Annotated in this window: 18 protein-coding genes and 1 pseudogene; 12 read left to right on the forward strand and 7 right to left on the reverse strand. The window is 71.6% G+C overall.

Going from position 1 to position 18936, the window contains the following annotated elements; all coding sequences use genetic code 11:
- The first annotated feature begins 85 nt into the window (after window positions 1-85).
- The 3 genes from speB to CWC38_RS06190 all read left to right on the forward strand — a co-directional run bounded on the left by speB (window position 86) and on the right by CWC38_RS06190 (window position 2974).
- Window positions 86-1123, forward strand: coding sequence for an agmatinase (speB, locus tag CWC38_RS06180; RefSeq protein WP_121845944.1), 1038 nt, complete (start codon window positions 86-88; stop codon window positions 1121-1123).
- Entirely contained in the window at window positions 1120-2304 is a 1185-nt protein-coding gene (locus CWC38_RS06185) for an aminotransferase-like domain-containing protein (protein ID WP_121845945.1), read from the forward strand. Before speB ends, CWC38_RS06185 begins: the two co-directional genes overlap by 4 nt.
- Before the next feature lie 181 nt (window positions 2305-2485).
- Window positions 2486-2974, forward strand: coding sequence for a MarR family winged helix-turn-helix transcriptional regulator (locus CWC38_RS06190; RefSeq protein ID WP_121845946.1), 489 nt, complete (start codon window positions 2486-2488; stop codon window positions 2972-2974).
- Window positions 2975-3129: 155 nt separating this feature from the next.
- On the opposite strand, the gene CWC38_RS06195 is transcribed toward CWC38_RS06190, so the two are convergent.
- A complete protein-coding gene (locus CWC38_RS06195) occupies window positions 3130-3744 on the reverse strand; it encodes a malonic semialdehyde reductase (protein ID WP_206059865.1) in 615 nt (204 codons plus the stop codon).
- A 139-nt stretch (window positions 3745-3883) separates the two neighbouring features.
- Here CWC38_RS06195 and CWC38_RS06200 point away from each other — a divergent pair, with 139 nt between their 5' ends.
- Complete coding sequence (locus tag CWC38_RS06200; protein WP_206059866.1) at window positions 3884-4492, forward strand: LysE/ArgO family amino acid transporter; 609 nt, start codon at window positions 3884-3886, stop codon at window positions 4490-4492.
- A gap of 39 nt (window positions 4493-4531) precedes the next feature.
- Window positions 4532-5632, forward strand: a complete 1101-nt coding sequence (locus tag CWC38_RS06205) for a polyprenyl synthetase family protein (protein WP_121845947.1) — start codon at window positions 4532-4534, stop codon at window positions 5630-5632.
- A gap of 202 nt (window positions 5633-5834) precedes the next feature.
- On the opposite strand, the gene CWC38_RS06210 is transcribed toward CWC38_RS06205, so the two are convergent.
- The 3 genes from CWC38_RS06210 to CWC38_RS06220 are packed head-to-tail and all read right to left on the reverse strand — an operon-like array spanning window position 5835 to window position 9661.
- Window positions 5835-7445: a dihydrolipoamide acetyltransferase family protein gene (locus tag CWC38_RS06210; RefSeq protein WP_121845948.1), complete on the reverse strand. Its 1611-nt coding sequence runs from the start codon at window positions 7443-7445 to the stop codon at window positions 5835-5837.
- A gap of 3 nt (window positions 7446-7448) precedes the next feature.
- Complete coding sequence (locus CWC38_RS06215; protein ID WP_121845949.1) at window positions 7449-8459, reverse strand: alpha-ketoacid dehydrogenase subunit beta; 1011 nt, start codon at window positions 8457-8459, stop codon at window positions 7449-7451.
- Window positions 8459-9661 carry a thiamine pyrophosphate-dependent dehydrogenase E1 component subunit alpha gene (locus CWC38_RS06220; RefSeq protein ID WP_121845950.1) on the reverse strand — a complete coding sequence of 401 codons (1203 nt, stop codon included), beginning with the start codon at window positions 9659-9661 and terminating at the stop codon, window positions 8459-8461. The genes CWC38_RS06215 and CWC38_RS06220 overlap by 1 nt, the downstream gene beginning before the upstream one ends.
- A 380-nt stretch (window positions 9662-10041) precedes the next feature.
- Between CWC38_RS06220 and CWC38_RS06225 the strand changes: the two genes are divergently transcribed.
- The 3 genes from CWC38_RS06225 to CWC38_RS06235 all read left to right on the forward strand — a co-directional run bounded on the left by CWC38_RS06225 (window position 10042) and on the right by CWC38_RS06235 (window position 12881).
- Window positions 10042-10497, forward strand: coding sequence for an Lrp/AsnC family transcriptional regulator (locus CWC38_RS06225; RefSeq protein WP_121845951.1), 456 nt, complete (start codon window positions 10042-10044; stop codon window positions 10495-10497).
- A gap of 133 nt (window positions 10498-10630) precedes the next feature.
- Window positions 10631-12085 carry a tryptophan-rich sensory protein gene (locus CWC38_RS06230; protein ID WP_121845952.1) on the forward strand — a complete coding sequence of 485 codons (1455 nt, stop codon included), beginning with the start codon at window positions 10631-10633 and terminating at the stop codon, window positions 12083-12085.
- Between the two features lie 133 nt (window positions 12086-12218).
- Window positions 12219-12881, forward strand: a complete 663-nt coding sequence (locus tag CWC38_RS06235; RefSeq protein WP_121845953.1) for a CPBP family intramembrane glutamic endopeptidase — start codon at window positions 12219-12221, stop codon at window positions 12879-12881.
- Window positions 12882-12975: 94 nt separating this feature from the next.
- On the opposite strand, the gene CWC38_RS06240 is transcribed toward CWC38_RS06235, so the two are convergent.
- Window positions 12976-13671, reverse strand: coding sequence for a TetR/AcrR family transcriptional regulator (locus CWC38_RS06240; protein WP_121845954.1), 696 nt, complete (start codon window positions 13669-13671; stop codon window positions 12976-12978).
- Window positions 13672-13777: 106 nt separating this feature from the next.
- On the opposite strand from CWC38_RS06240, the gene CWC38_RS06245 reads away from it, so the two are divergent.
- The 4 genes and pseudogenes from CWC38_RS06245 to CWC38_RS12235 all read left to right on the forward strand — a co-directional run.
- Window positions 13778-15355, forward strand: coding sequence for a YhgE/Pip domain-containing protein (locus tag CWC38_RS06245; protein WP_121845955.1), 1578 nt, complete (start codon window positions 13778-13780; stop codon window positions 15353-15355).
- A 58-nt stretch (window positions 15356-15413) separates the two neighbouring features.
- A complete protein-coding gene (locus tag CWC38_RS06250; protein ID WP_121845956.1) occupies window positions 15414-15971 on the forward strand; it encodes a DUF4870 domain-containing protein in 558 nt (185 codons plus the stop codon).
- A gap of 183 nt (window positions 15972-16154) precedes the next feature.
- Complete coding sequence (locus CWC38_RS06255; RefSeq protein ID WP_121845957.1) at window positions 16155-17447, forward strand: NRAMP family divalent metal transporter; 1293 nt, start codon at window positions 16155-16157, stop codon at window positions 17445-17447.
- Window positions 17408-17557 (forward strand): annotated as a pseudogene (locus CWC38_RS12235) (DUF1445 domain-containing protein); the annotation flags it as partial. The gene CWC38_RS06255 and the pseudogene CWC38_RS12235, both read left to right, overlap by 40 nt.
- Before the next feature lie 31 nt (window positions 17558-17588).
- Here the strand turns inward: CWC38_RS12235 and CWC38_RS06260 are convergent.
- On the reverse strand, window positions 17589-18239 hold the full coding sequence (locus CWC38_RS06260) for a GntR family transcriptional regulator (RefSeq protein WP_240625085.1): 651 nt from the start codon (window positions 18237-18239) through the stop codon (window positions 17589-17591).
- A partial coding sequence (locus tag CWC38_RS06265; RefSeq protein ID WP_338067522.1) for a biotin/lipoyl-containing protein occupies window positions 18236-18936 on the reverse strand: 701 nt, incomplete at its 5' end. The genes CWC38_RS06260 and CWC38_RS06265, both read right to left, overlap by 4 nt.

Here is an 18936-nt window from a genome sequence, read left to right on the forward strand (position 1 = left end):
CAGAAAGTACCACTGCGGCGGCCTCTCCCGCCCCGCCACCCACCACCGCATCCCCCGGGCGATCCCCGGGAGGGAAGGAGACCCCGTGGAACCGGAACGCATCGTCGAGACCAACAGCGCTGGTGAGCAGCGGGTGGGGCCCGTGAACGCGGCGCTCACCCCGCGCTGGGCCGGGCCCGCCACTTTCGCGCGGCTGCCCCGCACGGACCAGGTGGAGCACACGGACGTCGCCGTGGTGGGCGTGCCCTTCGACTCCGGGGTGTCCTACCGCTCCGGTGCGCGCTTCGGGCCGAACCACGTGCGCGAGTCCTCCCGTCTTTTGCGGCCCTACAACCCCGCGCAGAACCACTCCCCGTTCGCCAACCTGCAGGTGGCGGACGCCGGGGACATCGTGGGCAACCCGTTCGACATCCCCGAGGCCATCGGCTCCATCGAGTCCGCGGCCAAGGAGCTCATGGGCGAGAGCACCAAGGTGGTGGCCATCGGCGGTGACCACACGATCGCCCTGCCCCTGCTGCGCGCCGCGCACTCCCGCCACGGCAAGGTGGCGCTGCTGCACTTCGACGCCCACCTGGACACGTGGGACACCTACTTCGGTGCCGAGTACACGCACGGGACCCCGTTCCGCCGCGCGTTCGAGGAAGGCGTCATCGACACCGACGCCGTGATGCACGTGGGCACCCGTGGGCCCCTCTACGGCACGCAGGACCTCGAGGACGACGCCCGCTTCGGCTTCGAGATCGTCTCCTCGGCGGACGTCATGCGCTCCGGTGTGGACGCCGTGGTGGCGGCCCTGCGCGAGCGCGTGGGGGACCGCCCGCTCTACATCTCCCTGGACATCGACGTCCTGGACCCGGCTCACGCGCCCGGCACCGGGACGCCCGAGGCCGGCGGCATCACGAGCCGTGAGGTCCTGGAGATCCTGCGCGGGCTGCGCGGGCTGGACGTGGTGGCGTGCGACGTCGTGGAGGTCTCGCCCGCGTACGACCACGCGGAGCTCACCGGCATTGCCGCCGCGCACGTGGTCTACGAGCTCATCTCCCTGATCAGCCTGGGGGCCGACGCCGCCGCGGACGGTCCCGCGTACGGCATCTCGGGCGCCCGCTACGGAGCCGAGAAGTGAGCGGGTTCGCGTCCCGCGCGGACGAGTTCCGACCCTCCCCGGTCCGTGCCGTGTTCGAGGTGGCCCGTGACCCCTCCGTGGTGTCCCTGGCCGGCGGCAACCCGGACCTCTCGGTGCTGCCCGCGGACGCGGTGGGGGACGTGGCGTCCCTGCTGCTGCGCGGTCGCGCCGGTGAGATCCTGCAGTACGGCTCGGGTGCGGGCATGGACGGGCTGCGCGAGCTGGTGGTGAAGCTCATGGCGCGCGGCGGCTCCACCGTGACCGCCGCGGACGTCCTGCCCACCACGGGCTCGCAGGCCGGACTGGACCTGGTGACCAAGCTGTTCTGCAACCCCGGGGACGTGATCCTCGCGGAGGGTCCCACCTACGTGGGGGCGCTCGGCGTGTTCGGCGCCTACGAGGTGGAGGTCCAGCACGTGGCGATGGACCACGACGGGATGCAGCCCGAGGCCGTGGCCCGGGCGCTCGACGACCTCGTGGCCCAGGGCAGGCGCGTTCCGTTCGTGTACGCGATCCCCAGCTTCCAGAACCCGACCGGCGTGACCATGCCGGAGGAACGGCGTCGCGAGCTCGTGGCCGTGTGCGCGGAGCGGGACGTGATGATCGTGGAGGACGATCCCTACGCGCTGCTCGCCTTCGACCGCAGCGAGCCCGTGGCCTCCATGCACGGCATGGACCCGGAGCACGTGATCCACCTGGGCAGCTTCTCCAAGATCTTCGCCCCCGGACTGCGGGTGGGCTGGATGGCGGCACCCCCGGAGGTGCGCGGGCGCCTGCAGATCGCCGCGGAGTCCGTGGTGATCCACCCGTCCAACCTGGCGCAGTCGCTCGTGACCTCCTGGGTGGGCTCCGAGCACTGGAAGCCGGCGCTGGACCGGGCGGTGGAGCTGTACCGGGAGCGCTGGGAGGCCATGGAGGAGGCCCTCACCGAGTTCATGCCCGAGACGGCATCCTGGACCACGCCCACCGGCGGCTTCTTCACGTGGGTCACCGCGGAGGAGATCCGCGGCAAGGACATCCTGGCCGCAGCCATTGCCCACGGGGTGGTGCTCGTGCCGGGCTCGGCGTCCTACATGGACGGCCGGGACTCCAACGCGGTGCGCCTGGCGTTCTCGGGTGTGGCCCCGGCGCGCATCCGCGAGGGCGTCAAGCGCTTCGCGGAGGCCCTGCGGGCTCTGTGACAGCCGGACACCACGCCGCGTGACGCGGTGGTCTCGGGCGGGACGGGGGGTAACCCCCTCCCGCCCGAGCTCTGTCCGGTGTTGACAGCGGGGCGACTGACGACGCGCAGCAGACTACGTGGCCGGACCGGGAGAACGCCGTGTCCGAGCGTCTGCGTGTGCGCCCGTAAAATGGGACCCCATGGACATCTTCGGCGCCCCCACCCCCGACGACCACCGCGCGCACGTGCTCGCGAACGCGGCCCGGCTGCGCAAGGTGCTGCGGCACGGTGTGTATTTCCTGCGCCGCATGGAGGGGACGCGCGAGATCACGAGTCAGCAGATCAGCCTGCTGGCCATGCTGCGCGGCGGTGGCGTGCGGATGACGTCGATCGCCGCGAACCTCGGCGTGCGCACACCCACCGCGACCCAGAGCGTGGACCGGCTCAGCAAGGCGGGTCTGGTGCAGCGGGACCCGGATCCCACGGACGCGCGCGCCGTCCTGGTCTCTCTCACCCCGCACGGTGAGGAGGTCCTCGCGCGGGAGGACCAGCACCGCAACGAGCGCGTGGCGGACGTCCTGGGCGAACTCACCCTCCCCGAGCTGGAGAGGCTCGACGCCGCTCTGCCCGTCCTCGCCAAGCTCGCCCGGGTGCGTGAGGAGGACGCCCCGGCCGCGGACCGTTCCTGAAGCACCATCCCTGCCGGGCGCGCACCGTCGGGGAGGGAGCCCGCGGCACGGGGCTCAGGGCGCAGGAGCTCAGGGTCCGGGCGCCGCACGGCAGACGGGGCGACGACGCCGGGTCGGGTGCGGCGTCGCCGCTGCCGGCCGGGCGGTCACGCCGCTCAGATGGTCTCGGTGACGTCCTCCACCGCGAAGCGCGGGCTGCGGTCGTAGGTGGGCGCCTGCGGACGGCCCAGGTTGACCACCACGATGGAGCGCCTGCCGGTGCCCTCGAAGAACTCGTGGTCCACGGCGGGGGCGTCGAAGCCGGTCATGGGCCCCACGGCCAGACCCGCGGCGCGGGCCGCAATGATGAAGTACCCCACCTGGATGTGGGAGTTGGCCTTGCCGCTGCTCATGCGCAGCTCCGCGTTCTCGTCGTACATGCCCTGCATGTGCGGCGCGGCGGGAAGGAACTCGGGGAAGCGGGTGTGCCAGTTCTCGTCGTAGGACAGGATGGCGGTCAGCGGGGCCTTGCGGGTCTTCTCCTGGTTGCCGCCGCTCATGTGCTGCACCAGGCGCTCGCGGGCCTCCGGGGACTCCACCCAGGTGATGCGCAGGGGCTGGGAGTTGAACGCGGTGGGGCCCATCTTGGTGAGCTCGTAGATGGTGTGCTTCTGCTCCGGGGTCACGGGCTCGTCCGTGAAGTGGCTCGCGGTGCGGGCCGTGGTGAACAGCCGGTCCGCGTCCTCCGCGGTGATGTCGAGGGCGAGCTGGGTCATGGCGGGGGTGCTCATGGGGGTGTCCTTCCGGAACGGGGGCGCCCGGGCGACGGTGTGCCACCGAGCGAAATCATTTCTGAGGAAACCATACCGCCGATGACTCCCGGTGATGCCCGAATGTCGGGGATCTCACGCCAGGCTGTAGCTTGTCCGGGTGACTTCTGCGTTTCTCCCCGGACTGGTGACCGGGCTGGCCCTGATCGTGGCCATCGGCGCCCAGAACGCCTTCGTGCTGCGCCAGGGCATCCGCCGCGAGCACGTGGGGGTGGTGGTGGCCATCTGCATCGTCTCGGACATCTTCCTGATCGGCCTGGGGACCGCAGGGATCGGCGTGCTCGTCGAGCGGGTCCCGTGGCTGATCAACGCCTTCCGCTGGGCCGGGGTGGTGTACCTGCTGGCCTTCGCGGTGCTGTCCTTCAAGTCCGCGCTCAAGCCCCAGACCATGGAGGCCGCGTCCCAGGGGGCCGGGTCCCTGCGCGGGGTGGTCCTGGCGACCCTTGCCTTCACATGGCTCAACCCCCACGCCTACCTCGACGCCGTGCTCATCCTGGGCAACCTGGCCAACCAGCACGGGGGCCAGCGCTGGGTCTTCGCGGGCGGCGCGTTCACCGGGTCGGTCATCTGGTTCACGGCCCTGGGCGCTGGTGCCCGTGCCCTGTCCCACGTGCTCAACACCCCGCTGACGTGGCGGATCGTGGACGTGGGGGTGGGCCTGGTGATGCTCCTCATCGCGGTGCAGCTGGCGCTGATGCCCGCCGTCTGACACCCGGTCCGCGCTTGCACCGTGTGCTGAAATGGACTCATGACGCCCACCTCCTCCTACACCAGCAGCGGAACCGGGCGCAGGTCCCAGGAGTTCACGCCCAGCACGGCGGTGCGCGGGTTCCTGGAGCACTCCCGGCGCCGGGCCGCGGACCTGAGCCCCGGCTACGAGCGCGTGTGGGCCCGCGTGGCGGAGGTGGCGTACGCCGCGAACGGGCTGCAGCAGGACCTGGTGATGGCCGCGGTGGAGGCGTACCCCGCACGGCCCACCCGCCCCGTGCTCAACGCCGTGGCGGCGGGCTTCGAGCTGCTGAACACCGCCCTGCTGCTGCGCGGGGAGGGCGTGAGCCCCGGGACCGCGATCAGCGCGCCGTCGTCCGCTGAGCGCAGCAGGACAAAGCCCGGCGCGACGGAACCCCATGCCGCGGCACCGGGCTCCGGGGGCACCGACGACCCCGTCCACTACACGTCCCTTGCGAGTGAGCTCGCCCTGGCCGCCGCGTACCGCATGGTCGCCACCTCCCACGCGCCCGAGACCAGGCTCATCAAGCTCCTGGAGATCCTGGACCACGCGGTCTTCCACGCCGCGGCGGGGGAGCGGATCCTCGGGGAGCTCACCCAGCGCGCCGCCACGGTGTCCCACGGCGAGGTGCTGGAGGCCCTGCGGATCGGCAGCGCCGTGCCCTGCTACGAGGCGCCCCTGCGCGCGGGTGCCGTGCTGGGCGGCGCTCCCACCGCGCACGTGAACGCCCTGGCGGACACCGGGCGCGCCCTCGGCATGGCCCACGGCCTCGCCCGGGAGCTGCGGCTCGCGGCCCACACGAGCGGCGGCCGCGGCGCCCGGGAGCTGCTGCGCGCGGACCGCCCCACGGTCCTGGGCACGTTCGTGGCCTCCGGCCCCTACGGCCCCGCGTGGCGCGGCCTGTGCGAGCGTGCGGCTGAGCACCGCCTCACGGACGACGACGCCGCTCACGCCCACGAGCTGCTCGAGCGCTCCGGCTCGGTGCGCGCCGTCGAACGCATGATGGGCACCGCGCGCACGCGTTCCGAGCACGCGATGGCCGGCGCGGACCTGCCTCCGGCCCTGGTGGGGCGGCTGAATGGCTGGGCCGACCGGGAGCTGGACTCTCCTGCAGCCTGACGTGGGGTTTCTCGCGAAGATCCGGCGCGGTGCACCCTGGATCCCCAGCTGCGGCGGTCCCGACGGACACACTGCGCGAGCGGGCCGGGCATTCCGCCGTGCCCGTACACCCTGAACGCGCTTCCCCTGAACCACGACGGCGCCCGGGCCGAAGCCCGAGCGCCGTCGTGGTGGTGGCCGGGGCGCGGAGCCCCGGTGCGCGTCAGATCTGCGTGAGAGCCCCCACGGGGTTCTCGATGCAGTCGGCCACGAAGCGGATGAAGCCGCCGGCCGCGCCGCCGTCGCACACGCGGTGGTCGAACGCGATGGTCACCGTGGTGACCTTGCGGACGGCCAGCTCCCCGTTGACCACCCACGGCTTGTCGATGATCCGGCCGATGCCCAGGATCGCCGCCTCGGGGTGGTTGATGATGGGCGTGGCGCCGTCCGTGCCGAACACGCCGTAGTTGTTCAGCGTGAAGGTGGAGCCGCTGAGCTGGGCCGGGCTGGCCTTGCCGGAGCGGGCCACCTCGATCACCTCGCGCATGGCACCCGTGAGCTCCACCGCGCTGAGCCGGTCCGCGTTGCGCAGGTTCGGGACCATGAGCCCGCGCTCGGACTCCACGGCGATCCCCAGGTTCACGCCGTCGAAGCGGGTGATGCTGCGGGCGCCGTCCTCGGCGGTGTCGATCCGGGCGTTGAGCTGCGGGAACTTCCGCAGCCCGGCCAGGGTGAACCGCGCGATCAGCGCGAGCAGGCTCGGCGTGCTCTGCGGGTCCTTGGCCTTGAGCTCGGCGCGCAGGTTCAGCAGCTCGGTGGCGTCCACGTCCACCCACACGGTGGCCTCGGGGATCTCCGTGCGTGAGCGGGTCATGGCGTCCGCAATGTGCTTGCGCACACCCTTCACCGGCTCGCGGGTGGCGATCGCCAGGCCCGTGCGGGAGTCCGTCTCGCGCGCACCGGACGACGACGCCGCCGGACCACCCACGCCCGGCCCGCCGTGGGCGGGACCACCGTGAGCGGGTGCCCCCGGCGGGGGCGGCGGCACGGGCGCACCCGTGGCGGCAGGACCGGGAGCCGCGGGGCCCGGCATGGCCAGACCCGTGGGAGCCGGTCCGGCGGCGTCGGCGCGCATCCGCTGGTCCGCCACCTGCTCGAGGGCCGCGAGAACGTCCTTGCGCATGATCAAACCGCCGGGGCCGCTGCCCTGCACCGCAGTGATGTCCACGCCGTGCTCGCGCGCGAGCTTGCGCACGAGCGGCGAGATCACGGTGGGCGCCAGACGCGGGGACTCGGTGAGGGCGTCGTGCGTGTGCGCGGCGGAGCCCGTGGGGGCCGCACCCGCGGTCTCGGCGCCCGCGCCGCGCTTGCGGCGGCGGCGTCGGGACGAGGACGCGGCGGAGGTGCCGTAGCCGATCAGCACATTGCCGGAGGACTCCTCGTCCTCACCGGCGGCGGGATCGGCCTCGTCCACGGCCAGCTCGGCCGAGGGTGTGGTGCCCGCGAGCTCCTCCTCGCGGTAGCTCGCGGCGTGCTCGGCGCCGGGAGCCCCGGCCTCCGCACCGGTGCCGGCGGGGGCCTCGGGGGACTCCACGCCGTCGGAGATCGAGATCAGCGGCTGGTCCACCAGCATGGTGTCGCCCTCGGCGCCGTGCAGCGTGTGGACCACGCCCTCGAACGGGGTGGGCACCTCCACGGCGGACTTGGCGGTCTCCACCTCCACGATGGGCTGGTCCATGGTGACGGTGTCACCCTCGGCCACGAGCCAGCGCAGGATGTCCGCCTCGGTGAGGCCTTCGCCCAGGTCGGGCAGGTTGAACACATTGATGCTCACGGGTCAGTCCTCCCACTGCAGGTCGTCCAGGGCGTCCAGGATGCGCTCGGAACTCGGGATGTGGTGGTGCTCGAAGGACGGCGAGGGGTAGGGGATGTCGAACCCCGTGACCCGCAGCACCGGCGCGGCGAGCGAGTGGAAGCAGCGCTCCTGGGTGCGCGCGGCGATCTCCGAGGCCACGGACGCGAAGCCCTGGGACTCGGCGACCACCACGGCGCGCCCGGTCCTGCGCACGGAGGCGGCCACGGTCTCGTCGTCGTAGGGCACCACGGAGCCCAGGTCCACGACCTCCACGGACATCCCGTCCCGCGCGGCCTCCTCGGCCGCGGCCAGGCACACGGGCACGGACGGACCGTAGGAGATGAGGGTGGCGTCGGAGCCCTCGCGGGCGACGACGGCGTGCCCCTCGCGGGTGGGCAGGCCCCCGTTCTCGTACTGCTCGCGCAGCTCGTCCAGGTCCACCTGCGCGGTGGACCAGTACAGCCGCTTGGGCTCGAAGAACACCACGGGGTCCGGGGAGTCGATGGCCTCGCGCAGCATCACGTACGCGTCCCGCACGGAGGCCGGGGTGAAGACCTTCAGCCCGGGGGTGTGCGCGTAGTAGGACTCGGAGGAGTCGCAGTGGTGCTCCACGCCGCCCACGCCGCCGCCGTAGGGGATGCGGATGACCAGGGGCATGGTGAGCTTGCCCCGGGTGCGGTTGTGCATCTTGGCCACGTGGGAGGCCACCTGCTCGAACGCGGGGTACGCGAACGCGTCGAACTGCATCTCGGCCACGGGCCGCATGCCGTTCATGGCCATGCCCACCGCGGTGCCGATGATCCCGGACTCCGCGAGGGGGGTGTCGAAGCACCGCTCGCGGCCGAAGCGGGCGGTCAGGCCGTCGGTGATGCGGAACACGCCACCGAGGGTGCCCACGTCCTCACCGAAGACCACGACCTCCCGGGAGGCCTCCATGGCGTCCGCGAGTGCGGTGTTCAGCGCCTTGGCGAAGCTGACTTTCGAAGCGCTCATCACGCCTCCTCTCGGGAGAGCTCGTCCGCGAGCTGGGCGCCCTGTTCGCGCAGCTGCGGGGTGGGTTCGTGGTAGACGAAGCGGAACAGGTCCTGCGGGTCCAGCTGCGGCTTGGAGGACATCGCCTCGCGCAGCCGCTTGGCCATGGCCTCGGCGTGCTCGGAGATCCTGCCCGTGACGTCCTCGTCCAGCGCGCCCTGGTCCTCCAGGTAGCGCTGCATGCGCGTGATGGGGTCCTTGGCCACCCACTCGCTGACCTCGTCGCGCTCGCGGTAGCGGGTGTCGTCGTCCGCGTTGGTGTGGGCCTGCATGCGGTAGGTCATGGCCTCCACGAGCAGCGGTCCGCCGCCCTGGCGGCACAGCTCGATGCCGCGCCCCAGCACGGAGAGCAGCGCCGCGAGGTCGTTGCCGTCCACGCGCTCGCTGGCCATGCCGTAGCCCACGCCCTTGTGCGCGAGCGAGGGCGCACGGGTCTGCGAGGACAGCGGCACGGAGATCGCGTAGCCGTTGTTCTGCACCAGGAACAGCACGGGCAGCTGGAACACCGCGGCGAAGTTCAGGGCCTCGTGGAAGTCCCCCTCCGACGTCGCCCCGTCACCGCACATGGCCAGCGTCACCGTGTTCTCGCCGCGCAGCTTGGCGGCGTGTGCCACGCCCACGGCGTGCAGCAGCTGGGTGGTGAGCGGGGTGGCCTGGATGGAGACCTTGTACTTCCTGGGGTCGTAGCCGCCGTGCCAGTCGCCGCGGTAGGTGCTCATGACCTCCAGCGGGTCCACGCCGCGGGACATCACGGCCACGGAGTCGCGGTACGTGGGGAACAGCCAGTCCTCGTTCTCCAGGCACAGGGCGGCGGCCACCTGGCACGCCTCCTGGCCGTGGCTGGAGGGGTAGACCGCCATGCGGCCCTGGCGCACGAGCGCCATGTTCTGGTCGTTGATGCGCCGGCCCACCACGAGCTTCTCGTAGGCGGCCAGCAGCCGGTCCGTGTCCGGCATGGGGTACTCGTGACCGGGCTCCTGGCCCTGCTCGGTCTTCGGCACGGCGGTGCCGTCCGGGTTCAGCAGCCGGATCTCGGAGCTCGCGGGCAGCATGTACTGCTCGGGGGTGATCCCGAAGTTCTTCGAGGCCTCCACCGCCGGGTTGACGGGCGGAGTGGGCTCCCGGGTGGCGGACTCGCCACCTGCGGGGGTGGGCTCGCTCATGGTGCGTCCCTTTCTTCTCAGGGTGGAACTCGGTGGTGTCCTCGGGCCCGGCGCGCACGCGCGCGGGACGCCGCGTGGGACACGTCGTCCGCTCAGTATGGGGAATGGGGGCGCTCCGTCTCCACACCGGGGGGAATCCGTGGACGGTAGACTCTCAAAACAGATTTTCGGTGGACGAACTGCCCACAGATGATGTGCGCCACGCGAAAATGTCTTGCACATCACATCCGTGCGGCCGTCGTGGCGGGGTCGAACCCGCGCTCGGGGGTCGGGCCGGCGTGGCGGCTGCGGCCCGCGGCGGGCGGGCGGCCGGTCCCCGGGAACCGGCGGTGCGGCGTCGTCGGCGGGCGGAGCGGCGAGCAACGGAGAGGGTGGGTCGGATGGTGGAGAGCAAGCGCGTGGACCTGGACGAGACGGACCGGCGCATCCTGGACGAGCTCACGCGGGACGCGCGGCAGTCCGTCACGGCACTCGCGGCCAAGGTTCACATCTCGCGCGCCCACGCGTACGAGCGCATCCGCAGGCTGCACGAGAAGGGCGTGGTGCTGCGCTACACGGCTGTGATCGACCCGGCCAGGGCGGGTCTGGAGGCCTCCGCGTACGTGACCCTGCGACTGAAGCAGAACACGTGGGACACCCTGGGCCCCAAGCTGCGCCGCATCCCGCAGGTGCAGCACGTGGCGCTCGTGGGCGGCACGTTCGACGTGATGCTGCTGGTGCGTGCGCGGGGGACCGGCGAGTTGCGGGACGTGATCTTCGAGCGCATCCAGCCCATGCCCGAGGTGGTGGACACCCAGACGTTCCTGATCTTCGAGGACGTGGACGTGGGGGGCTGAGAGCGGCCTGCGCCCTCGGCGTACCCGTGACGGAACCCCTCAGCAGGCTGACATACTGGCACCGACACGGGCGGTTGCCCACCGCTGCCGGGTGAGGCGCCCGGTTTGCACGCACACGACACGGGGACGACACATGAGTGACAACGCACGGCTGGCTCTCGTCACGGGAGCCACGGGCTACATCGGCGGCCAGGTGGCCCAGGAGCTGCTGCGCCGCGGCTGGCGGGTGCGCCTGCTGAGCCGCAGCGCGGAGAAGGTGCGCAGCCTGCCGTGGGGTGACGCCGTGGTGGCCGAGGGCCGCTCCGCCGGACCCGGTGAGGCGGAAGTGGTGGAGGGCAATGCCTCCGAGGCCGCCGACGTCTCCCGCGCCCTGCAGGACGTGGACGTGGCCTGGTACCTGCTGCACTCCATGGGCGACTCCGAGAACTTCGTGGCGGAGGAGGTGGAGATGGCCGAGACCTTCGCCTCCGCGGCCCGCGACGCCCACGTGCAGCGCATCGTCTACCTGGGCGGTCTGCACCCGGACGACGAGCCGGTCTCGGAGCTCTCCGACCACCTGCGCTCGCGCGTGGAGGTGGGTCGGGCACTCATGGACTCCGGGGTGCCCACCGCCGCACTGCAGACGGGTGTGGTGATCGGGGACGAGTCCTCCTCGTTCGTCATGATCCGCCACCTCGCGGAGCGGCTGCCCGGCGCCGTTGCGCCCCACTGGGTGCGCAACCGCATCCAGCCCATTGCCGTGGCGGACGTGGTCCACTACCTGGTGGGCGCGGCGGACCTGCCCGCGGACGTGAACCGCACGTTCGACGTGGGCGGTCCGGAGGCCATCGAGTACGCGGACATGCTGGACCAGTACGCTCGCGCCGTGGGCAAGGGTCGCCGCTTCATGCTCACCGCGCCCGTGACCACCGCGGGGCTGGCGGCCTACTGGATCGGCCTGGGAACCCCCATCAGCTCCAAACTCGCACGGCCGCTGATCGGCAGCCTGCAGCACGACACCGTGATGCACGAGCGGGACCTGGACGACTACATCGGAGCGCCCGAGGGTGGCCACACCTCCTTCGCGGACGCCGTGCGTGCCGCCGTGAAGGACATCGACGTCAACCGCTGGCGGCGCGTGTTCCTCTCCACCTCGGCGGCCGTGGCACTCACCGCAGTGGTGGGCACCGTGGCCAGTGCACCGGACTCGCGGTGGTACGAGAAGCTGCGCAAGCCCGCGTTCCAGCCGCCGGCCTGGGTGTTCCCCGTGGTCTGGACCGCTCTCTACGCGGACATTGCCGCCATCGGATCGCTGTCCATCGCGGACCTCGGTGAGCAGAAGCGCACTCGCGAGCAGAAGGCCTACATCGCGGCGCTCGGGGTCAACCTGGCTCTCAACGCCGGGTGGAGCGTCCTGTTCTTCCACCGCAAGCAGCTCACGGCCGCCTCCGTGGAGTCCGTGCTGCTGGCGGCGAGCAGCACGGACCTCGTGCGGCGCAGCGCCAAGGTCTCCCCGGAGAAGGGCGTGGTCCTCAGCCCGTACGCCGGGTGGACCGCCTTCGCGTCCGTGCTCTCCACGACCATCCGGGCGATGAACCCCCGCCGCTGATCCCCGCGGGGCGGCCTGCACGGGTTACGGGGCCACCGCCCTGGGGCGTTCCGCGCGTCGCACCCCGACGTGCGGGCTCTCGGCCCACGAACGTTCCCGACGGGCACTGCCGCCGGGCGGAAAGGACTCACTGGTGAGCGAACATCGGGTCAGCCCCTACGGGGACACCACGGCGGCCACGCGCAAGCGGACCGTGTGGGTGGTCATCGGCACCGGTCTGGTGGCGGCGGCCTGCCTCGCGTGGTCCCTGCGCATCCCCGCCGGGGACCCGTGGTTCTACCCCGCCACGTTCGTCCTGGCCGGCGTCTACATGGTGGGCAGCTCGGTCGCCGTGCGGATGACCGGTGAGCGCCTGCCCTGGCGGGTCACCCCCCGGGGCATGCGGGATGCCCTGATCGGGGGAGCGGTGCTCGCGGTGGTGTTCATCGCGGGCGGGTTCATGGTCCGCTTCATCCCCTCCCTGGGGGACCCGGTGCACCAGCTGCTCAACCACGCCCGCGTGGGGAGCCTCGCCATGGTGGCGCTGACCACGGCGGTCAACGGCGTGGCGGAGGAGACCTACTACCGCGGCGCACTGTGGCGGATTCTGCCCCGCGGCCGCCGCATCCTGGTCACGACCATTGCCTACACCGCGGTGACCTCCCTGGCCGGGATCCCGCTGCTCGCCTTCGCCGCGGCCGCGCTCGGTGCCTTCGTGGGCTACCTGCGCGAGCGCACCCGCTCGCTCGTGCCGTGCATCGTGACGCACCTCGTGTGGTCCCTGACCATGCTCTTCGTCCTGCCGTACGTGGTCTGAGGCACGACGACGCCGCGCCGCCCGGGCCGCGCCCCACGGCACCCGCGCCGCCCCGCGCCGTCGTCGCCCCCGGCGACAGGTGCGCGCCCCGGTCTCACGCGGGGCGCGTGAAGGCGAGCCACATGGTGGGGATGATCCGCTGGGCACCGCGCCCCGAGTTGCCCATGGCCATGTGGTCCGTGAGCTGGCCCGAGTAGCTGGTGAGCAGCATGCGGGCCACGTCCCCCGGTGGCACCGTGAACGCGAGGTGCTGGGAGGCGGCCACCCGCACCAGGGCGTGCTCGATGGACTGGTAGAGTCGCTCGCGGATGGGGGCCATGCGCTCCCGCAGCTGCGGTGAGCGGAACGCCGCGATGGACAGCTCCACCCGCAGGGCCTGCTGGTTCAGGTTGGCCACCTGGCCCGTGACGCCCTCGATGACGCGCGTGACCACCTGCTCCACGTCCAGGCCCGAGCCCAGCCAGTGGTCCAGCTCCGAGCCCAGGGTCTCCTCGAGCTGGGTGGTGAGGTCGTCGAACGCGTGGATCGCGAGTTCCTGCTTGGACTCGAAGTTCGAGTAGAAGGCCCCCCGGGTGTAGCCGGCCGCCGCGCACAGGTCACTCACGGAGGCGCCGTCGATGCCCTGCTGGGCGAAGACCGCGGGGGCGCTGCGGATCAGCTTGAGCCGCGTCGCGGAGCGGGAACGTCTGTCCCTGCAACCGTCCTGTGTGGCAGTCTCGGCAGGGACGGGCCTGGGATCCCCCGCGGAGCCCGCGGCGGATGTGCGTGGTGTGTCTGTCTGATTGCTCACGTATCCATTGCCTCGTCGTGATCACTGGATGCATCAGTGTATCGTGTTTTCCGAACCCAATGCATTCGTGTATCCAATGCACCGTCCACTGCACCAGGAGAAACCGGTGACGCCCAAACACGCTCCCGCCCCTTCCTTCCGGGCCCGACTCGGCCGGCCGTTCGGCCAGTTCGGGTTCTGGCTGCTGCCCATGCTCGCCGTCCTCGCGGTGGGAGTCATCGGCACCGCCCTCTACCTGGGAGGCCTGTCCAGCCCGGACAAGCACTTCAAGGAGTTCCCCATTGCCGTGATCAACCAGGACAAGGGCGCGGACGTGCCCCAGGCGGACGGCAGGACCAGCCGGGAGAACCTGGGCAAGGACCTCGTCCAGAAGTTCGCGGACAAGGCGGCGGAGGACGACAAGATCGACCTGCGCCAGCTCAGCATGGACGAGGCCAGGGAGCAGCTGGACCGCGGTGAGCTCTACGCCGCGGTGGAGGTCCCGGAGTCGTTCTCCGAGGACACCGTGAGCCTCATCGAGGGCTCGCTCACGCGCGGCAACGCCGCCCGCCCGGAGGTCACGGTCTACACGGACCCGCAGGCCGGCTCCCTGGGCACCCGACTGGCCACGGGCGCCGTCGAGCCCGGCGTGCAGGAGGCCAGCAAGGCGCTCGGCGAGCAGCTCACGCAGTCCGTGGCGCCCGCCGAGGAGCAGGCCTACAACCGGGTCCTCCAGCAGCTGCAGCAGTCCCAGCAGCAGCAGTCGCAGCAGCTGCAGCGCCAGGCCGCGCAGGGCGGCCCCGAGGTCCAGCAGTTCGCCCAGCAGGTGCAGAAGTCCCAGCAGGGCTCGGCTGAGCAGATCGCCAAGGAGCTCTCGCCCACCGTCAGCTCGGTGGCCAAGGACACCCTCAAGGACCCCGTGTCCATGGTCTCCAAGGCGTACAACGACCTCCCCGAGGGCACCGCACTGGGCATGAGCGCGTTCTACTACTCCATCCTGCTGCTCGTGGTGGGCTTCTCCGGCTCCGTGGCCCTGAACCTGCTCATGGACGGACGCATGGGCATGGCGCCGTTCGAGATGGGCCCCGTCTTCCGGGACCACACCCGCGCCGTCCTGCCCCGCCCGGTGGGCTACCTCATGAAGTGGCTGACCTTCGTGGTGGCCGCCGCCCCCACCTCCGCGCTCATGATGTGGGTGGCCTCCAGTGTGGGGATGCCGGTGCCGCACGGGTTCCTGGTGTTCCTGCTCGGCTGGTTCGCGATGTCCACCGTCTCCGCGATCGTCCTGGCGCTGCTCTCGGTGGGCGGCAGCGTGGGCATGCTCGTGAGCATGGTCTACCTGGTGTTCATGGGCCTGCCCTCCGCCGGCGCCGTGGTGCCGCTCGAGGCCGTCCCGGGCTTCTTCCGGGCGATCGCACCCATCGAGCCCCTGCACCACATCTTCACCTCCGTGCGCTCGGCCCTGTTCTTCGACGCCATCCCGGAGGCCGGACTGACCACCGGTGTCATCGGGCTGGCCATCATGCTCGTGGTGGCACTCGCCGTGGGGCTGCTCGGCGGCTGGGGCTACGACAAGTGGGTGGGTCTGCGCGGCGCCGAGGGCGTCGGCAGGCACACGGCCGAGTCCGCTGCGATCACCGGACGGAAGCCGCAGCCCAGCAGGACTGCGGAGAACCCCACTGTGCCCAGCGGCGCTTCCGCCTAGGCTGGAGCCAGGAAACGACCAGTGAGCCGCCGGGCGGCTCGGACCCCACGGAGATGACATGAGCAACGAACCGCAGCAGCCGCGTCCCGACTACCGCGCACCCGAGAGCCGCCCCGATCTCCAGGGGCAGCCCGGCGGCCCCCAGGGTGGCTACCCCGGTGGGCCGCAGTTCGGCGCGCCCCACGGCGGCTACCCGGGAGGCCCCGGCTACGGTCCGGGTCCCGGCACCCCCGGCGGGAATCGCCGGGGATCCTCCGGGCCGCGGGACGACGAGAAGACCGTGGCCGTGCTGACGCACCTGGCCGGGCCCATTGCGGCTCTCGTCTCCGTGGGCTCACTCGGCTTCCTGGGTCCACTCATCGTCTGGTTCGTCTACAAGGACAAGAGCCCTTTCCTGCGCTCGGCCGCCGCGGGGGCGTTCAACTTCAACGTGACCCTGTGGCTCATCAACGTGGTGGGGTGGATCTGCGTCTTCACGGTGATCCTGCTGCCCGTCGGCTTCATCCTGATGGCCGCGTACTGGGTCCTGCTGTTCGTGTTCCACATCATCGCCGCCGTCAAGGCCGGCCACGGTGAGGCGTACCGCTACCCGTTCCAGCTGCCCATCCTGCGCTGAACGGTCCACGACGACGCCGCACGGCCCGGTTCCCCACGTGGGGGCCGGGCCGTGCGGCGTTTCAGGGCCCCGGCAGGCGGGAGAATTGTTCAACAATCGCCCTGGGCGAATTGTTGAACAACCGGTAGGGTTCACGCATCACCCGCCGTGTGACTCCGCTCACGTGAACCCCTGTATGGATCCATGTCCGCAGTCTCTCCCCGCCCGCAGTTCCACGAACCGTCGGGGCCGCCCGAACACCCGGGTTCGCAGGCGCCGTCGTCCGAGCCGGTCCGCGCCCCCGGTGCCGCGCAGAGCGGTCACCGCAGCGCGCTGCTGGGCGCCATGTTCCTCATGGCCACGAGTGCGATCGGCCCGGGGTTCATCACCCAGACCACCGTGTTCACGGTGCAGCTGGGGGCGGCTTTCGCGTTCGCCATCCTGCTGTCCATCCTGGTGGACATCGCCGTGCAGCTGAACGTGTGGCGGGTCATCGGCGTCTCCGGGATGCGCGCGCAGGAGCTGGCCAACCGCGTGCTGCCCGGTGCCGGGTACGTGCTGGCCGCGCTCGTGTTCCTGGGCGGTGCGGTGTTCAACATCGGCAACATCGCGGGCACCGGGCTGGGCCTGAACGCCATGCTGGGCCTGGATCCCCGGATCGGCGGGGGCATCTCCGCGGGCATCGCGGTCCTCGTGTTCCTGTCCAAGCGCGCGGGGCTGGCCCTGGACCGGATCGTGGTGGGCCTGGGTGCCGTGATGATCCTGCTCATGATGTACGTGGCCGTGGTGGCCGCGCCTCCCGTGGGCGAGGCGCTCAAGAACACCGTGCTGCCGGAGCAGGTGGACTTCCTGGTGATCACCACGCTCATCGGCGGCACCGTGGGCGGCTACATCACCTACTCCGGTGCCCACCGCATGATCGACTCCGGGGTCACCGGGGTGGACAGCGTTCGCCACATCACGCGCACGTCCGTGCTGGGGATCGTGGTCACCGGGATCATGCGCGTGCTGCTGTTCCTTGCGATCTTCGGCGTGGTGGCCGGAGGTGTGGCGCTGTCCGGGGACCACATGGCCGCGGACGCGTTCGGGGCGGCCGCCGGGGAGGTCGGCGTGCGGATCTTCGGTGTGGTGCTGTGGGCCGCGGCGCTGACCTCCGTGATCGGTGCGGCGTTCACGTCCATCTCGTTCGTGACCGCCTCCACGGGCAGCCCCCGCACCCGGAACCTCCTCACGGTGGGGTTCATCCTGGTCTGCGCGGTGCTCTACCTGGTGCTGGGCAAGGCGCCCCAGACCCTGCTGATCTTCGCCGGGGCCTTCAACGGGCTGATCCTGCCGTTCGGCTTCGCCATCCTGCTGTGGGTGGGCTGGCGCCGTCGTGACCTGCTGGACGGGTACCGCTACCCGGCGTGGCTGCTGGTCGTGGGCGTGCTCGCGTGGCTGCTCACCGTGTTCCTCGCCTGGAACTCGCTCGCGGGACTGGCAAAACTGTGGTCCTGACGCCCGCGCAGGCCCGTGCGCGCTTCCGGGCGGGGCTGGTGCGCCCCACCGCGGGCATGGTCCCCGGCCACGCGCAGGCCAACCTGGTCGTCGTGCCGCGGGAGCTGGCCTGAGTTCCCGCCGCGCGAGCGCTGTGGCACCTCAGCCCACGTGGGCGAGGAGCTCTTCCTGTGCCGCCACCAGCGACTCCCGGAGAAGGCTCGCCGCCCGTTCCCGGTCCCCGGTCTGCAGCACATCCAGGACCTCGGCGTTGCGCACCGCGTAGCGTGCGTGGAACTGCGGGTCCTCGGTCATCAGGTGGAACACCAGGCGCATGCGCGCGAGGATGCGGTCCATCTCGGTGAGCAGGGAGGTCGAGCCGCACCCCGTGACGAGTTCACGATGGAAGCGCTGGTTCGCGTTCCCCATGCCCGCCACGTTCCCGGAGTCCCTGGCCGCCAGCGCCTCGGACACGGTGTCCTGCAGCCGGGCGAGCAGTGCCTCGTCCAGCTCACCCCACAGCACCGCGCCGGTCTCGAGGATGCCGCGTGCGGCATACAGGTCCCGGACGTCCTCGGTGCCTGGGTCCATCACGAAGACGCCCCGGTGGGGGATGCGGTCCACGAGGCCCTCGGCGGCGAGGGTGGTGAACGACTCCCGCAGCGTGTTGCGGGAGACCCCCAGCTCACCCGCCACGGTCTGCTCGGAGAGCTTGGCCCCCGGGCACAGCGCGCCGTCGGAGATCATGGTGCGCAGCCGGGCGGCCGCGTGCGCGCTGGCCTGGGTGTCCTCGACCGCCCGCGGCGCGCTCACGCGATCTCCCCCAGCGACTGGCCCGCGCGCACGGCGTCGCCCTTCACGATCTCGCCGTGGCGCAGCGTCCCCGACCGGTGGGCGCGCACGGGGGTCTCCATCTTCATGGCCTCCACCACCAGCACGCACTGCCCCTCCTCCACGTTCTCCCCGTCCTCGACGAGCCACGCGACCACGGTGCCGTTCATCGGGGCGGTGAGCGCGGCGTCGTCGGGCGGGGAGGACGACGCCGCGGTGCCGCCGCCGTCTGACGCCGCACCTCCCGGGCCGCCACCACGGAGCAGCGCGTCCGCGAGGTCGCCGGGCAGGCCCACCCGCACCGCACGGCCGTCCACGTCGAGGGTGACTGTGGTGCGCCCGGCAGCGTCCGGGGTGAGGTGGGGGGATGCCTCGAGCTCGGCCGCGAACTCGTCCTCGATCCATGTGGTCCACACGCCGAGGCCGTCCCCGGACGTGAACGCGGACTCCTCCAGCACGGCGCGGTGGAACGGCACCACGGTGGGCAGGCCGCGGACCGTCAGTTCCTTCAGGGCGGCGCGGGAGCGCACGAGGGCCTGCTGACGGTCCTCTCCCCACACGATCAGCTTGGCCAGCAGGGAGTCGTACTCGGCCGGGACGGTGGAGCCGGAGCGGACACCGGTGTCCACGCGCACACCCGCGCCGGTGGGGGCCTCGAAGGTCTCCACCGTACCGGGGG

The organism is Kocuria tytonicola (assembly GCF_003687455.1).
GTDB lineage: Bacteria > Actinomycetota > Actinomycetes > Actinomycetales > Micrococcaceae > Kocuria > Kocuria tytonicola.